Source organism: Streptomyces noursei (genome assembly GCF_016917755.1).
GTDB lineage: Bacteria > Actinomycetota > Actinomycetes > Streptomycetales > Streptomycetaceae > Streptomyces > Streptomyces yunnanensis.
This window is the reverse complement of the sequence record NZ_CP070326.1, coordinates 3,018,200-3,037,531: the sequence shown is the minus strand read 5'-3', so window position 1 is coordinate 3,037,531 and position 19,332 is coordinate 3,018,200. Positions and strand designations below refer to the sequence as shown.

The window sequence follows — 19,332 nt, the reverse complement described above, 5'->3', positions numbered from 1 at the left end:
AAGTCCCGTTCCGGGGTTGATCGCCGGCGGTGCCTGTGGGCGCCGTCGGCGTTTTTTGTGGGTTCGTCGATGTCCTTGTGGGTGGGAGCGGGTGGGCGTCGTACGGGGGTGGGGTCAGTCCTCGCCGAGGTAGGTCTTGCGGACGGATTCGTCGTGGAGGAGGTGGGCGCCGGTGCCGGAGAGGGCGATGCGGCCGGTCTCCATGACGTGGCCCTGGTCGGCGAGGGAGAGCGCGGCGTGGGCGTTCTGTTCGACGAGGAGGATGGTGGTGCCCTGGTCGCGGAGGGCGCGGATGGTGTCCGTGATTTTCCGCATCATGATCGGTGAGAGGCCCATGGAGGGTTCGTCGAGCATGAGGAGTTTGGGGCGGGACATCAGGGCGCGGCCCATGGCGAGCATTTGTTGTTCGCCGCCGGAGAGGGTGCCGGAGGGTTGGCGGTGGCGTTCGCCGAGGACGGGGAAGAGGTCGTAGACGCGTTGGATGTCGGCGGCGATGCCGTGGGTGTCCTTGCGGAGGAAGGCGCCGAGTTGGAGGTTCTCGGCGATGGTGAGGCGGGGGAAGAGGCGGCGGCCTTCGGGGGAGTGGGCGAGGCCGCGTTCGACGATCTTGTGGGCGGGGACGTCGTCGAGGGGGTGTCCGTCGAAGGTGATTTTTCCGGTGCGGGGGGTGAGGAGGCCGGAGAGGGCGCGCAGGGTGGTGGTTTTTCCGGCGCCGTTGGTGCCGATGAGGGTGACGACCTGGCCGGCGTGGACGGTGAAGGAGATGCCTTTGACGGCTTCGATCTTGCCGTAGGCGACGTGGAGGTCCTCGACTTCGAGGAGGGGGGTGGTCATGGGGTGTCTCCGGTGGGGTCGCCCGGGGTGGTGTCGTCGGTGGTGCCCAGGTAGGCGGCGATGACGCGGTCGTCGGCCTGGACGGTGCGGGGGGTGCCTTCGGTGAGTTTGCGGCCTTGGACGAGGACGGCGATGCGGTCGCAGAGGCTGAAGATGAAGCGCATGTCGTGCTCGATGACGAGGACGGCGGTGCCGTGGTCGCGGATGGCGTGGACGAGGTCCTGGGTGGCGCGGGTTTCTTGGGGGTTCATGCCGGCGGTGGGTTCGTCGAGGAGAAGGAGTCCGGGTTCGCTGGCGAGGGCGCGGGCGATTTCGAGCTTGCGTTGTTCGCCGTAGGGGAGGTTGCGGGCGAGGTGGTCGCTTTTGGGGGCGAGGCCGGTGAAGTCGAGGAGTTCGAGGGCGCGTTGGGTGCTGTGGTGTTCGGCGCGGGTGAAGGCGGGGGTGCGGAGGAGGGCGGACCAGAGTCCTTCTTTGGTGCGGGTGTGGCGTCCTACGAGGACGTTTTCGAGGACGGTCATGTTGGCGAAGAGGCGGATGTTCTGGAAGGTGCGGGCGATGCCGGCCTGGGTGACGAGGTGGGGTTTGCGGGAGAGGCGGGTGCCGCGGTAGGCGACGGTGCCTTCGGTAGGGGTGTAGAGGCCGGTGAGGCAGTTGAAGAAGGTGGTTTTGCCGGCGCCGTTGGGGCCGATGAGGCCGACGATTTCGCCGGTGTGGACGGTGAGGTCGACGCCTTGGACTGCGGTGAGGCCGCCGAAGCGCATGGTGACGTCGGTGGCTTGGAGGAGGGGGTGGGTGGCGGGGGGCGGGGTGGGGTTGGTGGTGGGTGTGGGTGTGGTCATGGGGGTCACCCCTTTGCCTGGGCGGTGCCGAGGGGGCCGGTGGGGTCGGTGGGGTTCCCGTTGAGTCCGGTCGGGGGGTTTCCGGGGTCGGGGGTGTCGGGGCGGTCGGTGTCGTGGAATTCGAGTCGTTTGCGGCGGTCGGGGATGAGTCCTTCGGGGCGGAGGCGCATGAGGAGGACGAGTGCGATGCCGAAGAGGAGGAGTTGGTAGTCCTGGAGGAAGTCGAGTTTGGCGGGGATGAGGAAGAGGAGGGCGGCGCCGACGAGGGGTCCGCTCAGGGTGCCCATGCCGCCGAGGATGACGGCCGCGAGGAGGAAGGCGGAGTTGGGGGGTTGGGGGCCGGCGAACTGGAATTGTTCGGGGGTGGCGGTCGTTACTACGTGTGCATGGACGGTTCCGGCGAGTCCGGCGAGGGCGGCGCCGAGGGCGAAGGCGAGGAGGCGGAGGCGGAAGCTGTTGATGCCCATGGCGACGGCTGCGGTTTCGTCCTCGCGGATGGCGATCCAGGCGCGGCCGATGCGGGAGGCGGCGGCGCGGCGGAAGACGAGGACGACGAGGGCGGTGACGAGGATCATCAGCAGGTAGTAGTTGCCGTAGGGGGCGAGGGGGATGCCGAGGATGTGGTGGGGCTCGCCGAAGTTGAAGCCGAGGATTTCCAGGTTGGGGATGTTGGGGATGCCCATGGCGCCGTTGGTGATGTCGGGGCCGGTGGTGCCGTTGAGGTTGAGCATGGCGATGCGGAAGATCTCGCCGAAGCCGAGGGTGACGATGGCGAGGTAGTCGCCGCGGAGGCGGAGGGTGGGGGCGCCGATGAGGACGCCGAAGGCGAGGGAGGCGGCGGCGCCGGTGAGCAGGGCTGCCCAGAAGGGGAAGTGGAGGCCGAGGGCGGATTCGGGGGAGCCGGAGACGAGGGCCGCGGCGTAGGCGCCGACGCCGAGGAAGGCGACGTAGCCGAGGTCGAGGAGTCCGGCGAGGCCGACGACGACGTTGAGGCCCAGGGCGACGGTGGCGAAGATCAGGATGTTGGCGCCGATGAGGGTGTATTGGTCGGTGTCCTGGGTGAAGGGGAAGGCCGTGGCGGCGAGGAAGGCGGCGGCCAGGGCCGTGCCGCGGTGTCGGTGGGTGAGGGCGGTGAGGCGGGCGAGGAGTCCGGCGCGGTGGAGGGCGGGGACGGCGAGGGCGACGAGGAGGAGGTAGCCGATGAAGGGGGCGCCGTCGTCGGTGTCGATGCCGTAGGTGAAGGCGAGGAGTGCGGCGGCGAAGGCGGCGGCGATGGTGAGGTGCTCGGCCCAGGTGGGGAGTTGGCGGGTGGCGGGGCGTGGGGGGCCGGCGGTGAGGGCTGCGGTGAGGCGTTGTCGTGGGGTGGTGGGGGTGGGGTCGGTGGAGTGGTCGGGGGGTAGGCCGAGGGCGCCGATGAGGGTGAGGAGGGCGGTGGCGCCGGCGAGGTAGCCGCCGGGTTCGAGGTTGACCAGGCCGCCGAGTTGGATGGCGATGGCGGTGAGGGTGAAGGCGGTGGTGGCGAAGGTGCCGAGGGCGGCGAGGAGGGTGGGGGCGGTGCGGCCGGCGGGGGTGAGCCAGCGCAGTCCGGGGAGGCCGTGTGCGGAGGCGGCGAGGAGGAGGGTGAGGAGGGCGCCGGTGAGGGTGACGAGTTGGAGGCCGGCGGGGGAGCCGTAGTAGGTGAGGTCGCCGGGGAAGTCGCTGGTCCAGGTCCAGGCGAGGCCGGTGGCGGCGGCGGTGGCGAGGGCGCCGGTGATGGTGGTGAGGTGGGCGGTGCGGGCGGGGAGGGGGAGGAGGCCCTTGGGTTGGGCGGTGGTTGTGGTCATCGCTATCACGCCCGATCCGCGACGCGTTCGCCCAGGAGCCCCTGGGGCCGCAGGAGGAGTACGAGGATGAGGAGGACGAAGGCCCAGACGTCTTTCCAGGCGCCGCCGCCGAATTGCTGCATGCCGGGGATGTGTTCGATGTAGGCGGTGGCGAGGGCTTCGGCGATGCCGAGGACGATGCCGCCGAGCATGGCGCCGTAGATGTTGCCGATGCCGCCGAGGACGGCGGCGGTGAAGGCTTTGAGGCCCATGATGAAGCCCATGCGGAATTGGACTTCGCCGGTGCGCAGGCCGTAGGCGACGGCGGCGACGCCGGCGAAGGCGGCGCCGATGGCGAAGGCGAGGACGATGATGCGGTCGGTGTTGATGCCCATGAGGCGGGCGGTGTCGGGGTCCTGTGCGGTGGCCTGCATGGCGCGGCCGCTGCGGGTGCGGGTGACGTAGAGGCCGAGGGCGGTCATGCACAGGGGGGCGGCGATGAGGACGAAGAGGTCGCCGCGTTGGACGGTGGCGCCGAGGACGTCGAGGGCGTGGCCTTTGAACTGGGGGAAGACGCGGGCCTGTTTGCCGTCGGGGTACCACTTCCAGATGGCTTGTTGGAGGGCGATGGACAGGCCGATGGCGGTGATGAGGGGGGCGAGGCGGGGGGCGCCGCGGAGCGGGCGGTAGGCGAAGCGTTCGGCGGCGATGGCGATGAGGACGGATATCGCGATGCCGCCGAGGAGCATGGCGGGGAGGGCGAGGGCGAGGGTGGTGTTGGTGGGGAGGGCGAGGTAGACGGTGAGGGCGCCGAATCCGCCGACCATGAAGATCTCGCCGTGGGCGAAGTTGATGAGCTGGACGATGCCGTAGACCATCGTGTAGCCGATCGCGATGAGGCCGTACATCGCGCCGAGGATGAGTCCGTTGGCCAGCTGTTGCGGCAGTTCGGTCACCGCGGGGCCTCCGTGGGATGGGAAGGTGGGCGTTTCCGTGGTGCCGTGGTGCGGGGGGCCGCGCCGGGGTGGGGCGCGGCCCGGGGCGCCGGTGGGGGCGGTCAGCTCTTGTCGAATTTCTTGAATTCGGCGCTGAAGCGGGAGACCCAGGCGCCCTTGTCGACCTGGTATGCGGTGATCATGGTGTTGGTGGTGTCGCCGTATTCGTCGAAGGCGACGTGGCCGGTGACGCCGTCGAAGGTGACGGTGTTCAGGGCGGTGGGGATTTTCTTGCGGGCGTCGTCGGGGAGTTTGCCGTTGTTGTCGGCGACGACTTTCTTGACGGCTTGGATGAGGGCCCAGGTGGCGTCGTAGGTGGAGCCGCCGTATGCCTCGTAGGGTTCTTTGAAGCCGGCGGCTTTGTAGTCGGCGATGAACTTCTTGGCGGAGGCGAGTTGTTCGACGGGTTTGCCGACCGAGGAGGCGTAGTCGCCCTGGGCTTTTTTGTTGAGTTTGATGTAGTCGGCGCTGTACATGCCGTCGCCGCCCATGAGGGGGGCGGTGACGCCGCCGTCCTTGAGTTGTTGGCTGAGTGGGCCGGAGGCGGGGTATTCGCCGCCGTAGAAGACCATGTCGGGGGCGGCTGAGCGGACCTTGGAGACCACGGCTTTGAAGTCGCGGTCGTCGGGGCTGATGTGTTCGGTGCCGGCGATGGTGCCGCCGAGTTTGGTGAACTGGTCCTTGAAGGAGGAGGCGAGGCCGGTTCCGTAGGTCTTCTGGTCGTCGATGACGTAGGCCCTCTTGGCCTTCATTTTCTCCCAGGCGTATTGGCCGTCGAAGGCGCCTTGTACTTCGTCGGTGGTGGCGGTGCGGAAGTACGTGGGGAATTGCCTGGCGCGCTTGTTCTGTTTCCAGTCCTTGCCCTGGGTGAGGTCGGGGGTGGTGTTGGCGGGGGATATGAGGGTGAGCCCGTTTTGTTGGGAGACTTGTTGCATGGATTGGGCGACGCCGGAGTTGAGCGGGCCGACGATGCCGAGGACGTCTTTGTCGCCGGCGAGTTTGGTGGCGTTCTGTTGGCCGACGTTGGGCAGTGCCTTGTCGTCGAGGGGTTCGAGTTTGAAGGTGACGCCTTTGACTTCGCCGTTTTTGTTGGCGGTGTCGACGGCGAGTTGGGCGGAGTTGCGGATGCCGAGGCCGAGGGCGGAGAGTTCGCCGGTGGTCGGGGCGTCGACGCCGATGACGACGGTGGTGTGGTGGCCGTCGGCGTTCTTGTTGTCGCCGCGGGATCCGCAGGCGGTGAGGGTGAGGGCGCCGGTGGTGAGTGCGGTGGTGAGGAGGAGCAAGGAACGGTGACGCACGATCAGTCCTTTCCTTGGCCGCGGCCGCGGCTGCACGCCTGGCCGGTTCGCGCGCCGGGCCGTACGGTGCGGTACAGGTTCCGTGCTCGCAGCGCGCCCGGCGGTGCGGTGACTGGCGGTGAACTCTAGAGTGCCGACCGCCGGGTCGGAACTGACGCCGTCGAGCTTGTGACGCTCTTGTTATGACCTTCGATGAGCGTTTTGCCGTTATGGTCCTTACAGGGCGGTCGGGCGCTGAGCGGAGGGCGAACTCGCACTTCTGGCGGTGGTTTGACGGTGTGTCGGCGCGGCGCGGGACCGGTGTCCGATAGACGGAGGTGGCGGGTGTCCGGCGCAGGGCGCGGCTGTGACGCAGCGTTACGGGAATGCGGACGGCCCCGCTCCCGGGGGTCCGGGTGCGGGGCCGTGGCGGCGGGCGGCGGGGCGCCGGCCGGGTGGCTGATTTGCGACGTCAGGCGCGGTACATGGAGGGGTCGGCGTCGCGCAGCAGACAGGTCAGACGGGCGGTGCAGACCCGCTTGTCCTGCTCGTCGGTGATGACGATCTCGTAGGTGGTGGTGGACCGGCCGCGGTGTACGGGAGTGGCGACGCCGGTGACCAGTCCGGAGCGGATGCCGCGGTGGTGGGTGCAGTTGAGGTCGACGCCGACGGCCGCCTTGGTGGGGCCGCCGTGCAGCATGGCCCCGACGGAGCCGAGGGTCTCGGCCAGGACGGCGGAGGCGCCGCCGTGCAGCAGCCCGTAGGGCTGGGTGTTGCCCTCGACGGGCATGGTGCCGACGACGCGCTCCGGGGCGGCCTCGGTGACCTGGACGCTCATGCGTTCGCCGAGGTGCCCGGCGGAGAACAGGGCGGGCAGGTCGACCCCGATGCCGGCCCACTGATCGAGGATCTCCTGCGGGAACGTGGTCGTGCTCTGCTCACCCATGGACTGCTCCGTTTCGCTCGCCCTTGAACGTGGCCGTGTCTGTGCCCTTGATCGTCGTGGATCTGTGCCTGTTCCTATCAGGCCACGTCCCGGGCGCCCGTCGCGGGGTGCCCGAGCGCCGGTGCCGACCGCGCGCCGTGCGGCCGGCGGTCAGCCTTCCCGCGCGGCTTCCAGCCGGATGACCAGGGACTTCGAGGCGGGGGTGTTGCTGGTGTCGGCGGTGTGGTCCAGCGGGACCAGGACGTTGGTCTCGGGGTAGTAGGCGGCGGCGCAGCCCCGGGCGGTGGGGTAGTGCACCACCCGGAAGCCGGGGGCGCGCCGCTCGCTGCCGTCGGTCCATTCGCTGATCAGGTCGGCGTAGGAGCCGTCGGCGAAGCCCAGGTGGTGGGCGTCGTCGGGGTGGACGAGGACGACGCGGCGGCCGTTCTTGATGCCGCGGTAGCGGTCGTCGAGGCCGTAGATGGTGGTGTTGTACTGGTCGTGGGAGCGCAGTGTCTGGAGGAGCAGGCGCCCTTCGGGGGCGGTGGGGTGTTCCACGGGGGCGGCGGTGAAGTTGGCCTTCCCGGTGGCGGTGGGGAAGCTGCGGCTGTCCCGGGGGGCGTGCGGCAGGGCGAAGCCTCCGGGGCGGGCGACCTTGGCGTTGAAGTCCTCGAAGCCGGGGATGACGCGGGCGATCCGGTCGCGGATGGTGGCGTAGTCCTTCTCGAACGCCTGCCAGGGGGTGTTGCTGCGGTCGCCGAGGACGCGGTGGGCGAGGCGGGCGACGATGGCGGGTTCGGAGAGCAGTTGGGGGCCGGCGGGCTCCAGGCGGCCGCGGGAGGCGTGCACCATGCCCATGGAGTCCTCGACGGTCACGAACTGGTCGCCGCTCGCCTGGCGGTCGCGTTCGGTGCGGCCCAGGGTCGGCAGGATCAGGGCGCGGGCGCCGGTGACGACGTGGGAGCGGTTGAGCTTGGTGGAGACGTGCACGGTGAGGCGGGCGCGTCGGACGGCGGCTTCGGTGACGTCGGTGTCGGGGGTGGCGGAGACGAAGTTGCCGCCCATGGCGAAGAAGACCTTGGCCTGTCCGTCGCGCAGGGCGCGGATGGCGCGGACGACGTCGTAGCCGTGCTCGCGGGGCGGTGCGAAGCCGAACTCCTTCTCCAGGGCGTCCAGGAAGGCCGGTGCGGGCCGTTCGAAGATGCCCATGGTGCGGTCGCCCTGGACGTTGCTGTGGCCGCGTACGGGGCAGACGCCGGCTCCGGGGCGGCCGATGTTGCCGCGCAGCAGCAGGAAGTTGACGACTTCCTGGATGGTGGGGACGGAGTGCTTGTGCTGGGTCAGGCCCATCGCCCAGCACACGATGGTGCGGCGGGAGGCGAGCACCATGGCGGCGGCGCGTTCGATCTCGTCGTGGGTGAGTCCGGTGGCGCGCAGCGTGTCGTCGGCGTCGTCGCCGGCGCGGACCAGGTCCGCGAACTCCTCGAAGCCGTGGGTGTGGTCGCGGATGAAGTCCTCGTCGAGGGCGCCTTCGGTCTGCAGGATGCGGCGGTTGAGGGCGCGGAAGAGGGCCTGGTCGCCGCCGAGGCGCACCTGGAGGAAGAGGTCGGTCAGGGCGGTGCCGCCGCCGGCCAGGCCGCGCGGGGTCTGGGGGTTCTTGAAGCGTTCCAGGCCGGCCTCGGGCAGCGGGTTGATCGAGATGATCTTGGCGCCGCCGGCCTTGGCCTTCTCCAGGGCGCTGAGCATCCGCGGGTGGTTGGTGCCCGGGTTCTGGCCGGCGACGATGATCAGGTCGGCCTTGTAGAGGTCCTCCAACAGGACACTGCCCTTGCCGACGCCCAGGGTGGCGGTGAGTGCCGAGCCCGAGGACTCGTGGCACATGTTGGAGCAGTCCGGGAGGTTGTTGGTGCCGAACTCGCGGGCGAAGAGCTGGTAGAGGAAGGCGGCCTCGTTGCTCGTCCGGCCGGAGGTGTAGAAGACGGCCTCGTCGGGGGAGGCGAGGGCGGTGAGGTCCTCGGCGATGAGGTCGAAGGCGCGGTCCCAGGTGACGGGTTCGTAGTGGTCGGCGCCCTCGGGGAGGTACATGGGGTGGGTGAGGCGGCCCTGTTGGCCGAGCCAGTAGCCGCTGCGGGAGGCGAGGTCGGCGACGGAGTGGGCGGCGAAGAAGTCCGGGGTGACCCGTCGCAGGGTGGCTTCCTCGGCGACGGCCTTGGCGCCGTTCTCGCAGAACTCGGCGGCGTGCCGCTTGTCGTCCTCGGGCCAGGCGCAGCCGGGGCAGTCGAAGCCGTTCTTCTGGTTGACCCGTAGCAGGGTGAGGGCGGTGCGGCGGACGCCCATCTGCTGCTGGGAGATCTTCAGCGCGTGGGTGATGGCCGGGATGCCGACCGCGGAGTGCTGGGGCGCGCCGACCTCGGGCGCGTCCTGGACGGGGTCCGACGCGGGCGGCTTGCCTGCCATGCGCTCTCCCTGGGGTCGTGTGCCGGGCGGGCCGCCGGGGGTGGGGCGGTCGTTGCCGTGCACATCTGATTGGTGCGTCTCAGATCCTGTCACGGACCGGGGCGGGCCAGTAAGGGGAGTGCGTGGCGGCGGGTGCGGCGCGGCGGGTGTGGCGTGGTGGGGCGGGCGGTCCGGTGTCGCCCGGCGCGGCGGGGATTGTCGGTGGGGCGTGGCAGGATCGGGGGCGTGGCAGGAAAGGCAGTGAAGATGAGCGAAGCGACCGGCACCGAGGCGGCGGGTGGCCGTCCTCGCCTGCTCCTGATGGACGGGCATTCCATGGCATACCGGGCGTTCTTCGCCCTGCCCGTGGAGAATTTCACCACCGCGACCGGGCAACCGACCAACGCGATCTACGGCTTCGCGTCGATGCTCGCGAACACCCTGCGTGACGAGGCGCCCACCCACTTCGCGGTGGCGTTCGACGTCTCCCGCAAGACGTGGCGCTCCGAGGAGTTCCCCGAGTACAAGGCGAACCGCTCCAAGACGCCCGACGAGTTCAAGGGCCAGGTCGAGCTGATCGGCGAGCTGCTGGACGCGATGCACGTCAAGCGCTTCGCGGTGGACGGCTTCGAGGCCGACGACGTCATCGCCACCCTGGCCACCCAGGCCACCGCCGAGGGCTTCGAGGTGGCGATCGTCACCGGCGACCGCGACTCCTTCCAGCTGGTCTCCGAGGACGTCACGGTCCTCTATCCCACCAAGGGCGTCTCCGAGCTGACGCGCTTCACCCCGGAGAAGGTCGCCGAGAAGTACGGCCTGACCCCCGCGCAGTACCCGGACTTCGCCGCGCTGCGCGGCGACCCGTCGGACAACCTCCCCGGCATCCCCGGTGTCGGCGAGAAGACCGCCACCAAGTGGATCAACCAGTTCGGTTCGTTCGCCGAGCTGGTGGCGCGGGCCGACGAGGTCAAGGGCAAGGCGGGGCAGAATCTCCGCGACCACCTGGAGTCGGTGAAGCTCAACCGCCGCCTGACGGAGATGGTCCGCGACGTCGAGCTGTCCTGCGGCCCCGCCGAGCTCACCCGCCAGCCCTACGACCGCGAGGCCCTCAAGGTCTTCCTGAACGCCCTGGAGATCCGCAACCAGGGCCTGCGGGACCGCCTTCTGGCCGTGGACCCCGGCGCCGCAGAGAGCGCGGAGAGCGCCGAGCCGGCCGCCGGCGTCGAGGTGGACGGCGCGGTCCTGGGCACCGGCGAGCTGGCCCCGTGGCTGGCTGAGCACGGCACCGGGCCGCTGGGCGTGGCCACCGTCGACGTGTGGACGCTGGGCAGCGGCAGCGTCGCCGAGGTGGCGCTGGCCACCGGGCACGGCCCGGCCGCCTGGTTCGACCCGGCGCAGCTGGACGAGGCCGACGAGCGGGCCTTCGCCGCCTGGATCGCCGACCCGGCCCGGCCCAAGGTGATGCACAACGCCAAGGGCCTGATGCGGGTCTTCGGCGAGCACGGCTGGCGCATCGACGGCGTCGGCATGGACACCGCCCTCGCCGCCTATCTGGTCAAGCCCGGCCGCCGCTCCTTCGCCCTGGACGCCCTCTCCGTCGAGTACCTGGGCCGCGATCTCGCCCCGGCCGCGGCCGGGGACGGCCAGCTGGCGTTCGGCGCGGACGAGGAGGCCGAGGCGGAGGCCCTGATGGGGCAGGCCCGCACGGTCCTCGACCTCGGGACGGCGTTCGGCGCGAAGCTGGCCGAGGTCGGCGCGGCCGATCTGCTGCGCGACGTGGAGCTGCCCACCAGTGAGCTGCTGGCCCGGATGGAGCGGGCCGGCATCGCCGCCGACCGCGGCTGGCTGGAGCGCATGGAGCAGCAGTTCGCCGGAGCCGTGCAGCAGGCCGTCAAGGAGGCGCACGCCGCGGCCGGCCACGAGTTCAACCTCGGCTCGCCCAAGCAGCTCCAGGAGGTCCTCTTCGGCGAGCTGGGCCTGCCCAAGACCAAGAAGACCAAGACCGGCTACACCACCGACGCAGACGCCCTGGCCTGGCTGGCCTCCCAGACCGACAACGAACTCCCGGTGATCATGCTCCGCCACCGGGAGCAGGCCAAGCTGCGCACCACGGTCGAGGGCCTGATCAAGACCATCGCCGCCGACGGCCGGATCCACACCACCTTCAACCAGACCGTCGCGGCCACCGGCCGGCTGTCCTCCACCGACCCCAATCTGCAGAACATCCCGGTGCGGACGGACGAGGGCCGGGCGATCCGCCGCGGCTTCGTCGTCGGCGAGGGCTTCGAGTCGCTGCTGACCGCCGACTACAGCCAGATCGAGCTGCGGGTGATGGCGCACCTCTCCGAGGACGAGGGCCTGATCGAGGCGTTCACCTCCGGCGAGGACCTGCACACCACCGTCGCCTCCCAGGTCTTCTCGGTCGCCAAGACCGAGGTCGACCCGGAGATGCGCCGCAAGATCAAGGCGATGTCGTACGGCCTGGCCTACGGGCTGTCCGCGTTCGGTCTCTCCCAGCAGCTGGGCATCCAGCCCGACGAGGCCCGCAAGCTCATGGACAACTTCTTCGAGCGGTTCGGCGGGGTGCGCGACTACCTCCAGCGCGTCGTCGAGGAGGCCCGCGCCACCGGCTACACCGAGACGATCCTCGGCCGTCGCCGCTATCTGCCCGACCTCAACAGCGACAACCGCCAGCGCCGCGAGATGGCCGAGCGGATGGCGTTGAACGCCCCCATCCAGGGCACCGCCGCCGACATCGTCAAGATCGCGATGCTGCGGGTCGACGCGGCGCTGCGCGCGGCGGAGCTGTCCTCCCGGATGCTGCTCCAGGTCCACGACGAAATCGTGGTCGAGGTCGCCCCCGGCGAGCGCGCCCAGGTCGAGGAGCTGGTCCGGAAGGAGATGGCCGCGGCCGTCGAACTCCGCGCCCCGCTCGACGTCTCGATCGGCGCCGGCGCGGACTGGGAGTCGGCGGCGCACTGACCGCCGCCCCAGGGTGCGTACGGAGTCCGTGCCGTACGCACCCCGGCGGGTCCGCTCCCGTCAGGCGGCCTCGGCCCCCGCGCCCGCCGGCCGGCCCGGCGCCCCGCCGTCCGCCGCGGCCCCGTCCCGCCGTGCCCGCCGGCCCAGCAGCCGTATCGCCCCGGCGCTGACGAGCAGTCCCGGCGCGAGGCCGGCGCCCGCCCCGAAGAGCGCGTCCGGCAGGTAGTCGAACCACCCCACCGCCGCCCCGTGGACGGCGTACGCCCGCAGCGTGCGGTACGCGGCGCCGAGCAGCACCGCCAGGACCACCGGGGCGGTGAGCAACAGCCGCAGCTGCACGGGCAGTTCGGGTGCCGCGGATCCGGCGCCGTCGGCCCCGGCCGCGGACGCGACCCGCAGCGCCGACCACAGGAACCATCCGATCCCCACCAGGGCCAGCGCCGAGGTCGCGTACTGCAGGTACATGGCCAGCGGCCGGTCGCCCACCACGGTGTTGAGCGCGGGCAGCAAGCGGGTGCCCCAGCGTCCGGGATGGGTGAAGGCGTCCCAGACCACATGCGACACCGAACCGAGCACCGCCGAGGCGACGAACCAGCCTGCCGACGCCGCCCGTTCGCGGACCGGGCCCGGCGTCCGGGGCCGGCCCCGGACGAACGCCCCGAGCCGCTCCCGCGCGGCCCGCGGCAACAGCGCCAGGAGCGGCTCGCGCACCAGCAGCCAGCCGCCCACCAGCGCCGCGGTCAGCAGCACGTCCACCGTCAGCACGCCGGACAGGGAGTGCGTGAACGCACCGAATGCCATGCCGCCCGGAACCACCGTGCCCGCGTAGTACGTCACATCCGGTGCGAACGACCCCGCGACCAACGCCGAGGCGACCAAGGGGCCGCGGGCCGCACCGGTTCGACGGATCAGCGGCAGGACGGCGGCGGCATGACTCAGCGTGAACGGCATCTGCCCCTCCTTGATCGATTAGGATCATTATGTGGCTGATGGGAGTGGTGGCTGTGCGGCCCGAGTTGTCGTAGTGTCGCCGGAGTTGAGGCGCTGGGGAGCGCGATACGGCGTCACGCACAAGTAGCCAGACACCGGCGATCAGGTGTGCACGCGGTAGGTCGACACGGAGGGGACACCAGGTATGGCAGCCACATTCCGGCGGCGGCTCCAAAGAGGAGCGGCCTCGACGGCCGTGGCGGCAGCGGCGCTGGCCGCGCTGACCGCCTCTCAGGCGCCCGGTGCCGCCGACCATCCGGCGGCCCGCGCCGACCGCAGCCCCGCACCGCCCGCCGACACCCCCATCGACGGCGGCTCGTCGTACTTCACCGACCGGCCGCCCCTCAAGACCCCCGCCCCGCCGAAAGGTTCCGGCCACTCCGGCGACACCGGCAGCGGGACGCACGCCCCGTCCCAGGCGGGCATCCCGGCCACCGTCCTGGCCGCCTACAAGAAGGCCGAGGCGGACCTCCGGGCCTCCGACCCGAGCTGCCGGCTGCCCTGGCAGCTGCTCGCCGCGATCGGCGAGGTGGAGTCCGGTCACGCCCGCGGCGGCGCGGTCGACGCGCAGGGCACCACCCTCCGGCCGATCCTCGGCCCCCAGCTCAACGGCCGTGGCTTCGCCCTGATAACCGACACCGACGGCGGTCGCTACGACGGCGACACCACCCACGACCACGCCGTCGGCCCGATGCAGTTCATCCCCTCCACCTGGTCCCAGGGCGGGCCCCACGGCACGGGCTGGGGCGCCGACGGCAACGGGGACGGCGTCAAGGACCCCAACAACGTCTTCGACGCGACCCTCGCCGCCGGCCGTTACCTCTGCGCCGACGGCCGCGACCTGTCCGACCGGACCGACCTCGACCGGGCCGTGCTCGGCTACAACGACTCCAGCGCGTACCTGAACCTGGTGCTGTCCTGGTACACGTTCTACCGGAACGGCACGTTCGAGGTGCCGGACGGCAAGGGGCCGCTCCCCGTCCACCGCGGCGGTACCTCCGACTCCGTCGGCGGCCCCGGCAACCAGCGCCGCGACGAGGCGAAGGGCGCGCTCCCGGCCCCCGGCGGCAAGGGCGGACAGCACAAGCCCGACGAGCCGGCGACACCGGGCGGTTCGTCCGGAACCCCCGGCTCCACCGGTCCTGGCCATGACGGCGGCACGACGGTCCCCGCGCCGTCCCCGAAGCCGAAGCCCACGCCGGACCCCAAGCCCACCCCGGACCCGAAGCCGAAGCCGCCCACGAAGCCGGCCCCGCTCACCGCCCTGGAAGCCGTCGCCGACAAGGACGGCACGCGCCTGACGGCCACCGTGGGCACCGACTTCGCCACCGCGCCGCGGGTCCGCGCCAAGGACGCCGACGGCAAGCCGGTGGCCGGCGCCACCGTCCGCTTCACCCTCACCGGCAGCACCGGAACCGTCCCCCACGGTCTCACCTTCGTTCGAGCAGGGGGTACCCCCATCCCCGGCGGCGCCACCACGGTCACCGTCACCACCGACAAGGACGGCCTGGCCACCGCCCCGACGCTGCACGCCGGCGACACCGCGGGCCCGTTCACCGTCCGTGCCACCGCCGCCGTCCGCGACGTGCGCCCGGTCGACTTCGCCGGCACGGTCACGGCCAAGCCCGCGCCGAAGGCCGATGCCCTCGCCCGGACTTCCGACAAGGCGCTGACCACGGCGGCCGGCGGTGCGTACGCCGACGACGCCGTCCAGATCAAGGCGACCTACCAGGGCAAGGCCGCGGCCGGCGTCCCGATCACCGCCACCCTGGTCACCGACGACCCGAAGAAGCCCGTCGAGAACGACCGGGGCCCCTACTTCAAGGACCCCGAGGCCACCGGCGCCGACAAGGACAAGCCGGTCCGCACCCTCACCGGACTCACCACCGACGCCAACGGCCTGCTCACCCTCCCGAAGCTCTACACCGACTCCCGCCCGGGCACCTTCCGGCTCCGGCTGACCACCGCCGACGGCACCGTGCTGACGGTCACCCTCACCGTGACGGCGCCGCCCGCCGCCTCCTGACCGCCCGGTCACGCCCCCGGCCCTCGTGGCCGTACCGCCACCGCCGTCCCGCCCGTACACCCGGGCGGGGCGGCGGTGGCGGTGAAACGTGTTCTCATCTCGGCCGCCCGTTGCTACCGTGCCCCCGCCCTGACACTGCATCAGTTCAGTTCTCCGGGAGGACGGCCATGCGCGCCCTGACAGCAGCCGCGATCGGCCTGGCCGCGGCGCTCGCCCTCATCTTCACCGTCACCGCGATCGGCGCCCCCGAGGGCCGGACGTCCCCCGAGCCGCTGCTGACCACCGTCCCCGCACACCCCTGAGGGAGGGACGCCACCGCCATGCGCCGAACCCCGCCCGGCACCGGGGCACACGCGTCGAAGCCGCGAAGAGGGATGCGCCGCACCGCGAGCCTCGTCCTGCTCGGCCTCGCCGCCTTCTTCACCGCGCTGTCCCCGCTGATGCGCTGGTACGCCTTCCCCCGCCTCGCCAAGATCCCACCCAGCCAGTACCAGGCCATGGTCCTGGAGGCCAGGCCCGCCACCCTCCTCGACTACGGCACCATGAAGGCCCGACAAGTCCCCGAGGTCACCATCGTCCAGACCCTCAAGGGCAACGTCGCCGAGGCCCACCGGGTCGAGCGGGCCAGCGGCCGCGACGTCGTGGTCTGGGACGCCCTCTCCTTCGTGGCCGGCCCCGACGGCAAGATGGTCTCCGAGATCCCCGAGCGCTACGTCTTCGACGCGCACTCCCAGGAACCCGTCCACGCCGCCGGCGAGATGGTCGACGGCGACCCCGTGCGCCGCTCCGGCATCGAGTACAAGTGGCCGTTCCTCACTGAGAAACGCGACTACGCCTACTTCGACGCCCAGACCCGCACCTCGGCCCCCATCCACTACAAGGGGACCCGGACCTTCCACGGCCTGGAGGTCTACTACTTCGAGCAGACCATCCCCTGGACCAAGGTCCCGCTGCCCAAGAAGATGCCGGTCAAGGGCATCACCCCGGAAGCCGTCCAGAAGATGGGCACCACCCGCTGGTACTCCACCACGCGGATGTTCTGGGTCGACCCGGTCACCGGCGCCCCCGTCAACGGCGAGGAGCTCCACAAGGAAGAGCTGCGCGGCGGCCAACTGCTCCCCGGCGGCGGCAAGGTCACCGCCTTCGCCGGCCATGTGAAGATGCGCGCCGACTACGTCGACTCCACCCTGGCCCTGGTGAAGTCCCAGCGCACCCTCGTCCTGCTCCTTACCAGCTACCTCCCCTGGGGCTTCCTGGCCCTCGGCGCCCTCCTCCTCGCCGCCAGCCTGCACCTTGAGGCCCGCGGCCGGCACTCCCACTCGGAGGACCCGGCGCAACCGGCGGTCGAGGGCGTTGTCAGTGGCGGGCCGTAGCGTGGAGACATGACACCGACGAACCGTCCGCAGAAGCTCCGAACGCCGTCCTGCCGAAGGGAGTTGACGTGCCCGCACGCCCCAGACGTCGGGGCAGGAGCGGGCGCGCGGGCCCGTCCGGCACGCGGCGGGACCGCCCCGCCCGGCGGGCTCTCACCCCCGCCGCAGCCGCGCCGAGGTGTGCCGGGTCGGTTCGGCCGATGGGGGGTACCTCCCATGCCGTTGAGGCTATGGGGGAGGGTCCTCCGGCCAGGGATGCTTGGGGTAGCGACCGCGCAGCTCCGCCCGGACGGCCCGGTAGCCGTCCCGCCAGAAGGAGGCCAGGTCCGCCGTGACCGCCGCCGGCCGCCCCGCCGGCGAGAGCAGGTGCACCAGCACCGGCACCCGCCCGCCCGCCACCCGCGGCGACTCCCGCAGCCCGAACAACTCCTGCAGTTTGACGGCCAGTACGGGCTGCTCGCCGCCGTAGTCCACCCGCACCCGGGAACCACTCGGCACCTCGATCCGCTCCGGCGCCAGCTCCTCGAAGCGCACCGCCTCACCGGTCGCCCACGGCAGCAGCCGGGTCAGTGCCTGTCCCGCGTCCACCCGCGCCAGATCGGCCCGCCGCCGGGCCCGCCCCAGCTCGGTCCCCAGCCAGTCCTCGACGCGCTCCAGCAGCGCCGCGTCCGACACCTCCGGCCACGGCGCGCCCAACTCCCGGTGCAGGAAGGCCATGCGCTGCCGCACCGCGGTCGCCCCGGCCGTCCACCGCAGCAGCCCGAGCCCCTCCCGCCGCAGGCCCTCGACGACCGCGTCCCGCAGCAGCCCGGGATCCGGTGCGCCCAGCGCACCGGCCGACAGCTCGATCGCGCCGAGCCGGGTCACCTGCCGGGCCACCACCTCGCCGTCCGCCCAGCGCACCTCCTCCCCGGAGGAATACAGCGCCCCGGCCGCGGCGCGGGCGGTCCCCTCGTCGATCACGGCCGCCAGCCGGACCCGCGCGGACGCCGCGGCGACCGGCCGGTCCGCCACCGCGACCGCCAGCCAGGCCGCGTCCCGCAGCCGCGATCCGTCCCCGGCCCGGCCGCCGGCCCCCGCCCCGGCCAGTTCGGCCCCGGTTCCGGACGCCATCAGGTAACTGCCGGCCCCGCGCGCCCGGGCCACCCGCTCCGGGAAGGCCAGCGCCGCGAGCAGTCCGGCGACCGCGTCCTCGGACGCGGCGCCCCCGGCCGCCGGCCCCCGTCGCTCCCCCCGCTCCGGCTCCCCGGCCGCCGCCGCCAGCCGCCGCGCCTCCTGCCGCCACCGCGCGGCGTAGGCGTCGCCGCCCCGGCGCGCGGTGCGCCACGCGGCCGCCAGATCGTCCCCGTAGGACCGTGGCGGCTCCTCGCTCAGCAGCGCCACCACCTCCGCCGCGCGCCGCACACCGACCTCGGTGGCGCCGTCCAGCAGCGCGCGGGCCAGCCGGGGGTGCAGTCCCAGCCGCGCCATCCGCACGCCCCGCTCGGTCGCCCGGCCCGCCGTGTCCACCGCGCCGATCGCCGTCAGCACCTCCCGGGCCGCGGCCAGCGCCCCGGCCGGCGGTGCGTCCAGCAGCGCCAGCCCGCTCGCGGTCGGATCGCCCCAACAGGCCGTCTGAAGGGCGAACGCGGTCAGATCGGCGACCTTGATCTCCGGGTCCGGGAAGCGCGGCAACCGTCCGTCCTCCCCCTCGGCCCAGCAGCGGTAGACCACCCCGGGCTCCTGCCGGCCGGCCCGCCCGGCCCGCTGCCGCGCCGCCGCCCGAGAGGCACGGACGGTCGTCAGCGCGCTGAGCCCACGCGCGTGGTCCATCCGCGGCACCCGCGCCAGCCCGCTGTCCACCACGACCCGCACCCCGGGCACGGTCAGGCTGGACTCCGCCACGGAGGTCGCCAGCACGATCCGGCGGGCCCCTCCCCCACTCTCGGCTTCGCTCGAACGAGAGGCACCCCCACCGCCCGCCAACACCGCGTCCTGCACCTCGGCCGGCGCCCGCCCGTGCACCTGCAGCACCTCGGCGTCCACCCCCGCCAACTGCCCCGCCACCCGTGCGATCTCGCCGACCCCGGGCAGGAAGCACAGCACGTCACCGGCCTGTTCCCGCAGTGCCCGCCGCACCACGGCGGCGACGTGCGTCAGCAGCGCCGGATCCACCCGCATCCCGTGCGGCGGCGCGACCGGCCGCTCCGGTGGCGCCCACACCACCTCCACCGGGTGCGAGACCCCCGTCGCGGCCACCACCGGAGCCGGCTCCCCGCCGCCCAGCAGTCGCGCCCACCCCTCCGCGTCGGTCGTCGCGGAGGCCGCCAGCAGCCGCAGCTCCGGCCGCAGCGCCGCCCGTACGTCCAAGAGGAAGGCCGCGCAGGTGTCGGCGTCCAGATGCCGCTCGTGGCACTCGTCGAGCACCACGACGTCCACCCCGGCCAGCTCCGGATCGCGCTGCAGCCGCTGCAACAGCACCCCGGTGGTCACCACCTCCACCGCCGTACGCGGCCCGGCCCGCCGCTCCCCGCGCACGGTGAAGCCGACGCGGTCGCCCACCCGCTCGCCCAGCAGCCACGCCATCCGCCGGGCCGCCGCGCGGGCCGCGATCCGGCGCGGCTCGGCGACGACCACCCGCCGCCGCGGCCCCTCGCCGGTCAGCCCGGCGAGCTCCAGCGGCACCAGGGTCGTCTTGCCGGTGCCCGGCGGCGCGCACAGCACCGCGGCACCGGTCGTGTCGAGGGCGTCGCGCAGCGCGGGCAGCGCACTGCGGACGGGCAGCTGGGCGAGGGCGGCGCCGGGCGTCCCGGCGGCCGGGGAAGGGCTGAGGCTCACCGCTCCAGTCTGCCGCCCGGCCGCTACGCCCCGGCA

13 protein-coding genes are annotated in these 19,332 nt (G+C 72.3%); 4 read left to right on the top strand and 9 right to left on the bottom strand.

The window, feature by feature from the left end; translation table 11 throughout:
• Positions 1-114 precede the first annotated feature (114 nt).
• The 7 genes from JNO44_RS13440 to JNO44_RS13410 form a co-directional block, all read right to left on the bottom strand.
• Positions 115-834 (bottom strand): ABC transporter ATP-binding protein, encoded by a 720-nt coding sequence (locus JNO44_RS13440; protein WP_205364240.1) that lies wholly within the window; start codon positions 832-834, stop codon positions 115-117.
• Positions 831-1,673 carry an ABC transporter ATP-binding protein gene (locus JNO44_RS13435; RefSeq protein ID WP_205364239.1) on the bottom strand — a complete coding sequence of 281 codons (843 nt, stop codon included), beginning with the start codon at positions 1,671-1,673 and terminating at the stop codon, positions 831-833. The genes JNO44_RS13440 and JNO44_RS13435 overlap by 4 nt, the downstream gene beginning before the upstream one ends.
• 5 nt (positions 1,674-1,678) lie before the next feature.
• The gene (locus JNO44_RS13430) at positions 1,679-3,496 is read right to left on the bottom strand and encodes a branched-chain amino acid ABC transporter permease (protein ID WP_205364238.1); all 1,818 of its coding nucleotides are present in this window, start codon (positions 3,494-3,496) and stop codon (positions 1,679-1,681) included.
• A gap of 5 nt (positions 3,497-3,501) precedes the next feature.
• Positions 3,502-4,431: a branched-chain amino acid ABC transporter permease gene (locus tag JNO44_RS13425; protein WP_205364237.1), complete on the bottom strand. Its 930-nt coding sequence runs from the start codon at positions 4,429-4,431 to the stop codon at positions 3,502-3,504.
• Positions 4,432-4,532: 101 nt separating this feature from the next.
• Positions 4,533-5,753, bottom strand: a complete 1,221-nt coding sequence (locus JNO44_RS13420) for a branched-chain amino acid ABC transporter substrate-binding protein (protein ID WP_205369772.1) — start codon at positions 5,751-5,753, stop codon at positions 4,533-4,535.
• Between the two features lie 466 nt (positions 5,754-6,219).
• A complete protein-coding gene (locus JNO44_RS13415) occupies positions 6,220-6,693 on the bottom strand; it encodes a PaaI family thioesterase (RefSeq protein ID WP_205364236.1) in 474 nt (157 codons plus the stop codon).
• Positions 6,694-6,843: 150 nt separating this feature from the next.
• Positions 6,844-9,129, bottom strand: a complete 2,286-nt coding sequence (locus JNO44_RS13410) for an FdhF/YdeP family oxidoreductase (RefSeq protein ID WP_205364234.1) — start codon at positions 9,127-9,129, stop codon at positions 6,844-6,846.
• A 246-nt stretch (positions 9,130-9,375) separates the two neighbouring features.
• On the opposite strand from JNO44_RS13410, the gene polA reads away from it, so the two are divergent.
• On the top strand, positions 9,376-12,090 hold the full coding sequence (gene polA, locus JNO44_RS13405) for a DNA polymerase I (protein ID WP_205364232.1): 2,715 nt from the start codon (positions 9,376-9,378) through the stop codon (positions 12,088-12,090).
• Between the two features lie 60 nt (positions 12,091-12,150).
• Here the strand turns inward: polA and JNO44_RS13400 are convergent, their stop codons facing one another.
• Complete coding sequence (locus JNO44_RS13400) at positions 12,151-13,041, bottom strand: DUF4184 family protein (protein ID WP_205364231.1); 891 nt, start codon at positions 13,039-13,041, stop codon at positions 12,151-12,153.
• A 184-nt stretch (positions 13,042-13,225) separates the two neighbouring features.
• Between JNO44_RS13400 and JNO44_RS13395 the strand changes: the two genes are divergently transcribed.
• The 3 genes from JNO44_RS13395 (at position 13,226) to pgfA (ending at position 16,479) form a co-directional block, all read left to right on the top strand.
• Entirely contained in the window at positions 13,226-15,106 is a 1,881-nt protein-coding gene (locus JNO44_RS13395) for a lytic transglycosylase domain-containing protein (protein WP_205364229.1), read from the top strand.
• A 167-nt stretch (positions 15,107-15,273) separates the two neighbouring features.
• On the top strand, positions 15,274-15,408 hold the full coding sequence (locus JNO44_RS13390) for an SPW_0924 family protein (RefSeq protein WP_107080348.1): 135 nt from the start codon (positions 15,274-15,276) through the stop codon (positions 15,406-15,408).
• A gap of 72 nt (positions 15,409-15,480) precedes the next feature.
• Positions 15,481-16,479 (top strand): cell envelope lipid trafficking protein PgfA, encoded by a 999-nt coding sequence (gene pgfA, locus JNO44_RS13385; RefSeq protein WP_205364227.1) that lies wholly within the window; start codon positions 15,481-15,483, stop codon positions 16,477-16,479.
• A gap of 228 nt (positions 16,480-16,707) precedes the next feature.
• On the opposite strand, the gene hrpB is transcribed toward pgfA, so the two are convergent.
• The gene (gene hrpB, locus JNO44_RS13380; protein ID WP_205364226.1) at positions 16,708-19,296 is read right to left on the bottom strand and encodes an ATP-dependent helicase HrpB; all 2,589 of its coding nucleotides are present in this window, start codon (positions 19,294-19,296) and stop codon (positions 16,708-16,710) included.
• Between the last annotated feature and the right edge of the window lie 36 nt (positions 19,297-19,332).

Coding starts and splice junctions, on each gene's coding strand:
- JNO44_RS13440 (WP_205364240.1), bottom strand. CDS start 834: ATGACCACCCCCCTCCTCGAAGTCGAGGACCTCCACGTCGCCTACGGC.
- JNO44_RS13435 (WP_205364239.1), bottom strand. CDS start 1,673: ATGACCACACCCACACCCACCACCAACCCCACCCCGCCCCCCGCCACC.
- JNO44_RS13430 (WP_205364238.1), bottom strand. CDS start 3,496: ATGACCACAACCACCGCCCAACCCAAGGGCCTCCTCCCCCTCCCCGCC.
- JNO44_RS13415 (WP_205364236.1), bottom strand. CDS start 6,693: ATGGGTGAGCAGAGCACGACCACGTTCCCGCAGGAGATCCTCGATCAG.
- JNO44_RS13410 (WP_205364234.1), bottom strand. CDS start 9,129: ATGGCAGGCAAGCCGCCCGCGTCGGACCCCGTCCAGGACGCGCCCGAG.
- polA (WP_205364232.1), top strand. CDS start 9,376: ATGAGCGAAGCGACCGGCACCGAGGCGGCGGGTGGCCGTCCTCGCCTG.
- JNO44_RS13400 (WP_205364231.1), bottom strand. CDS start 13,041: ATGCCGTTCACGCTGAGTCATGCCGCCGCCGTCCTGCCGCTGATCCGT.
- JNO44_RS13395 (WP_205364229.1), top strand. CDS start 13,226: ATGGCAGCCACATTCCGGCGGCGGCTCCAAAGAGGAGCGGCCTCGACG.
- JNO44_RS13390 (WP_107080348.1), top strand. CDS start 15,274: ATGCGCGCCCTGACAGCAGCCGCGATCGGCCTGGCCGCGGCGCTCGCC.
- pgfA (WP_205364227.1), top strand. CDS start 15,481: ATGCGCCGCACCGCGAGCCTCGTCCTGCTCGGCCTCGCCGCCTTCTTC.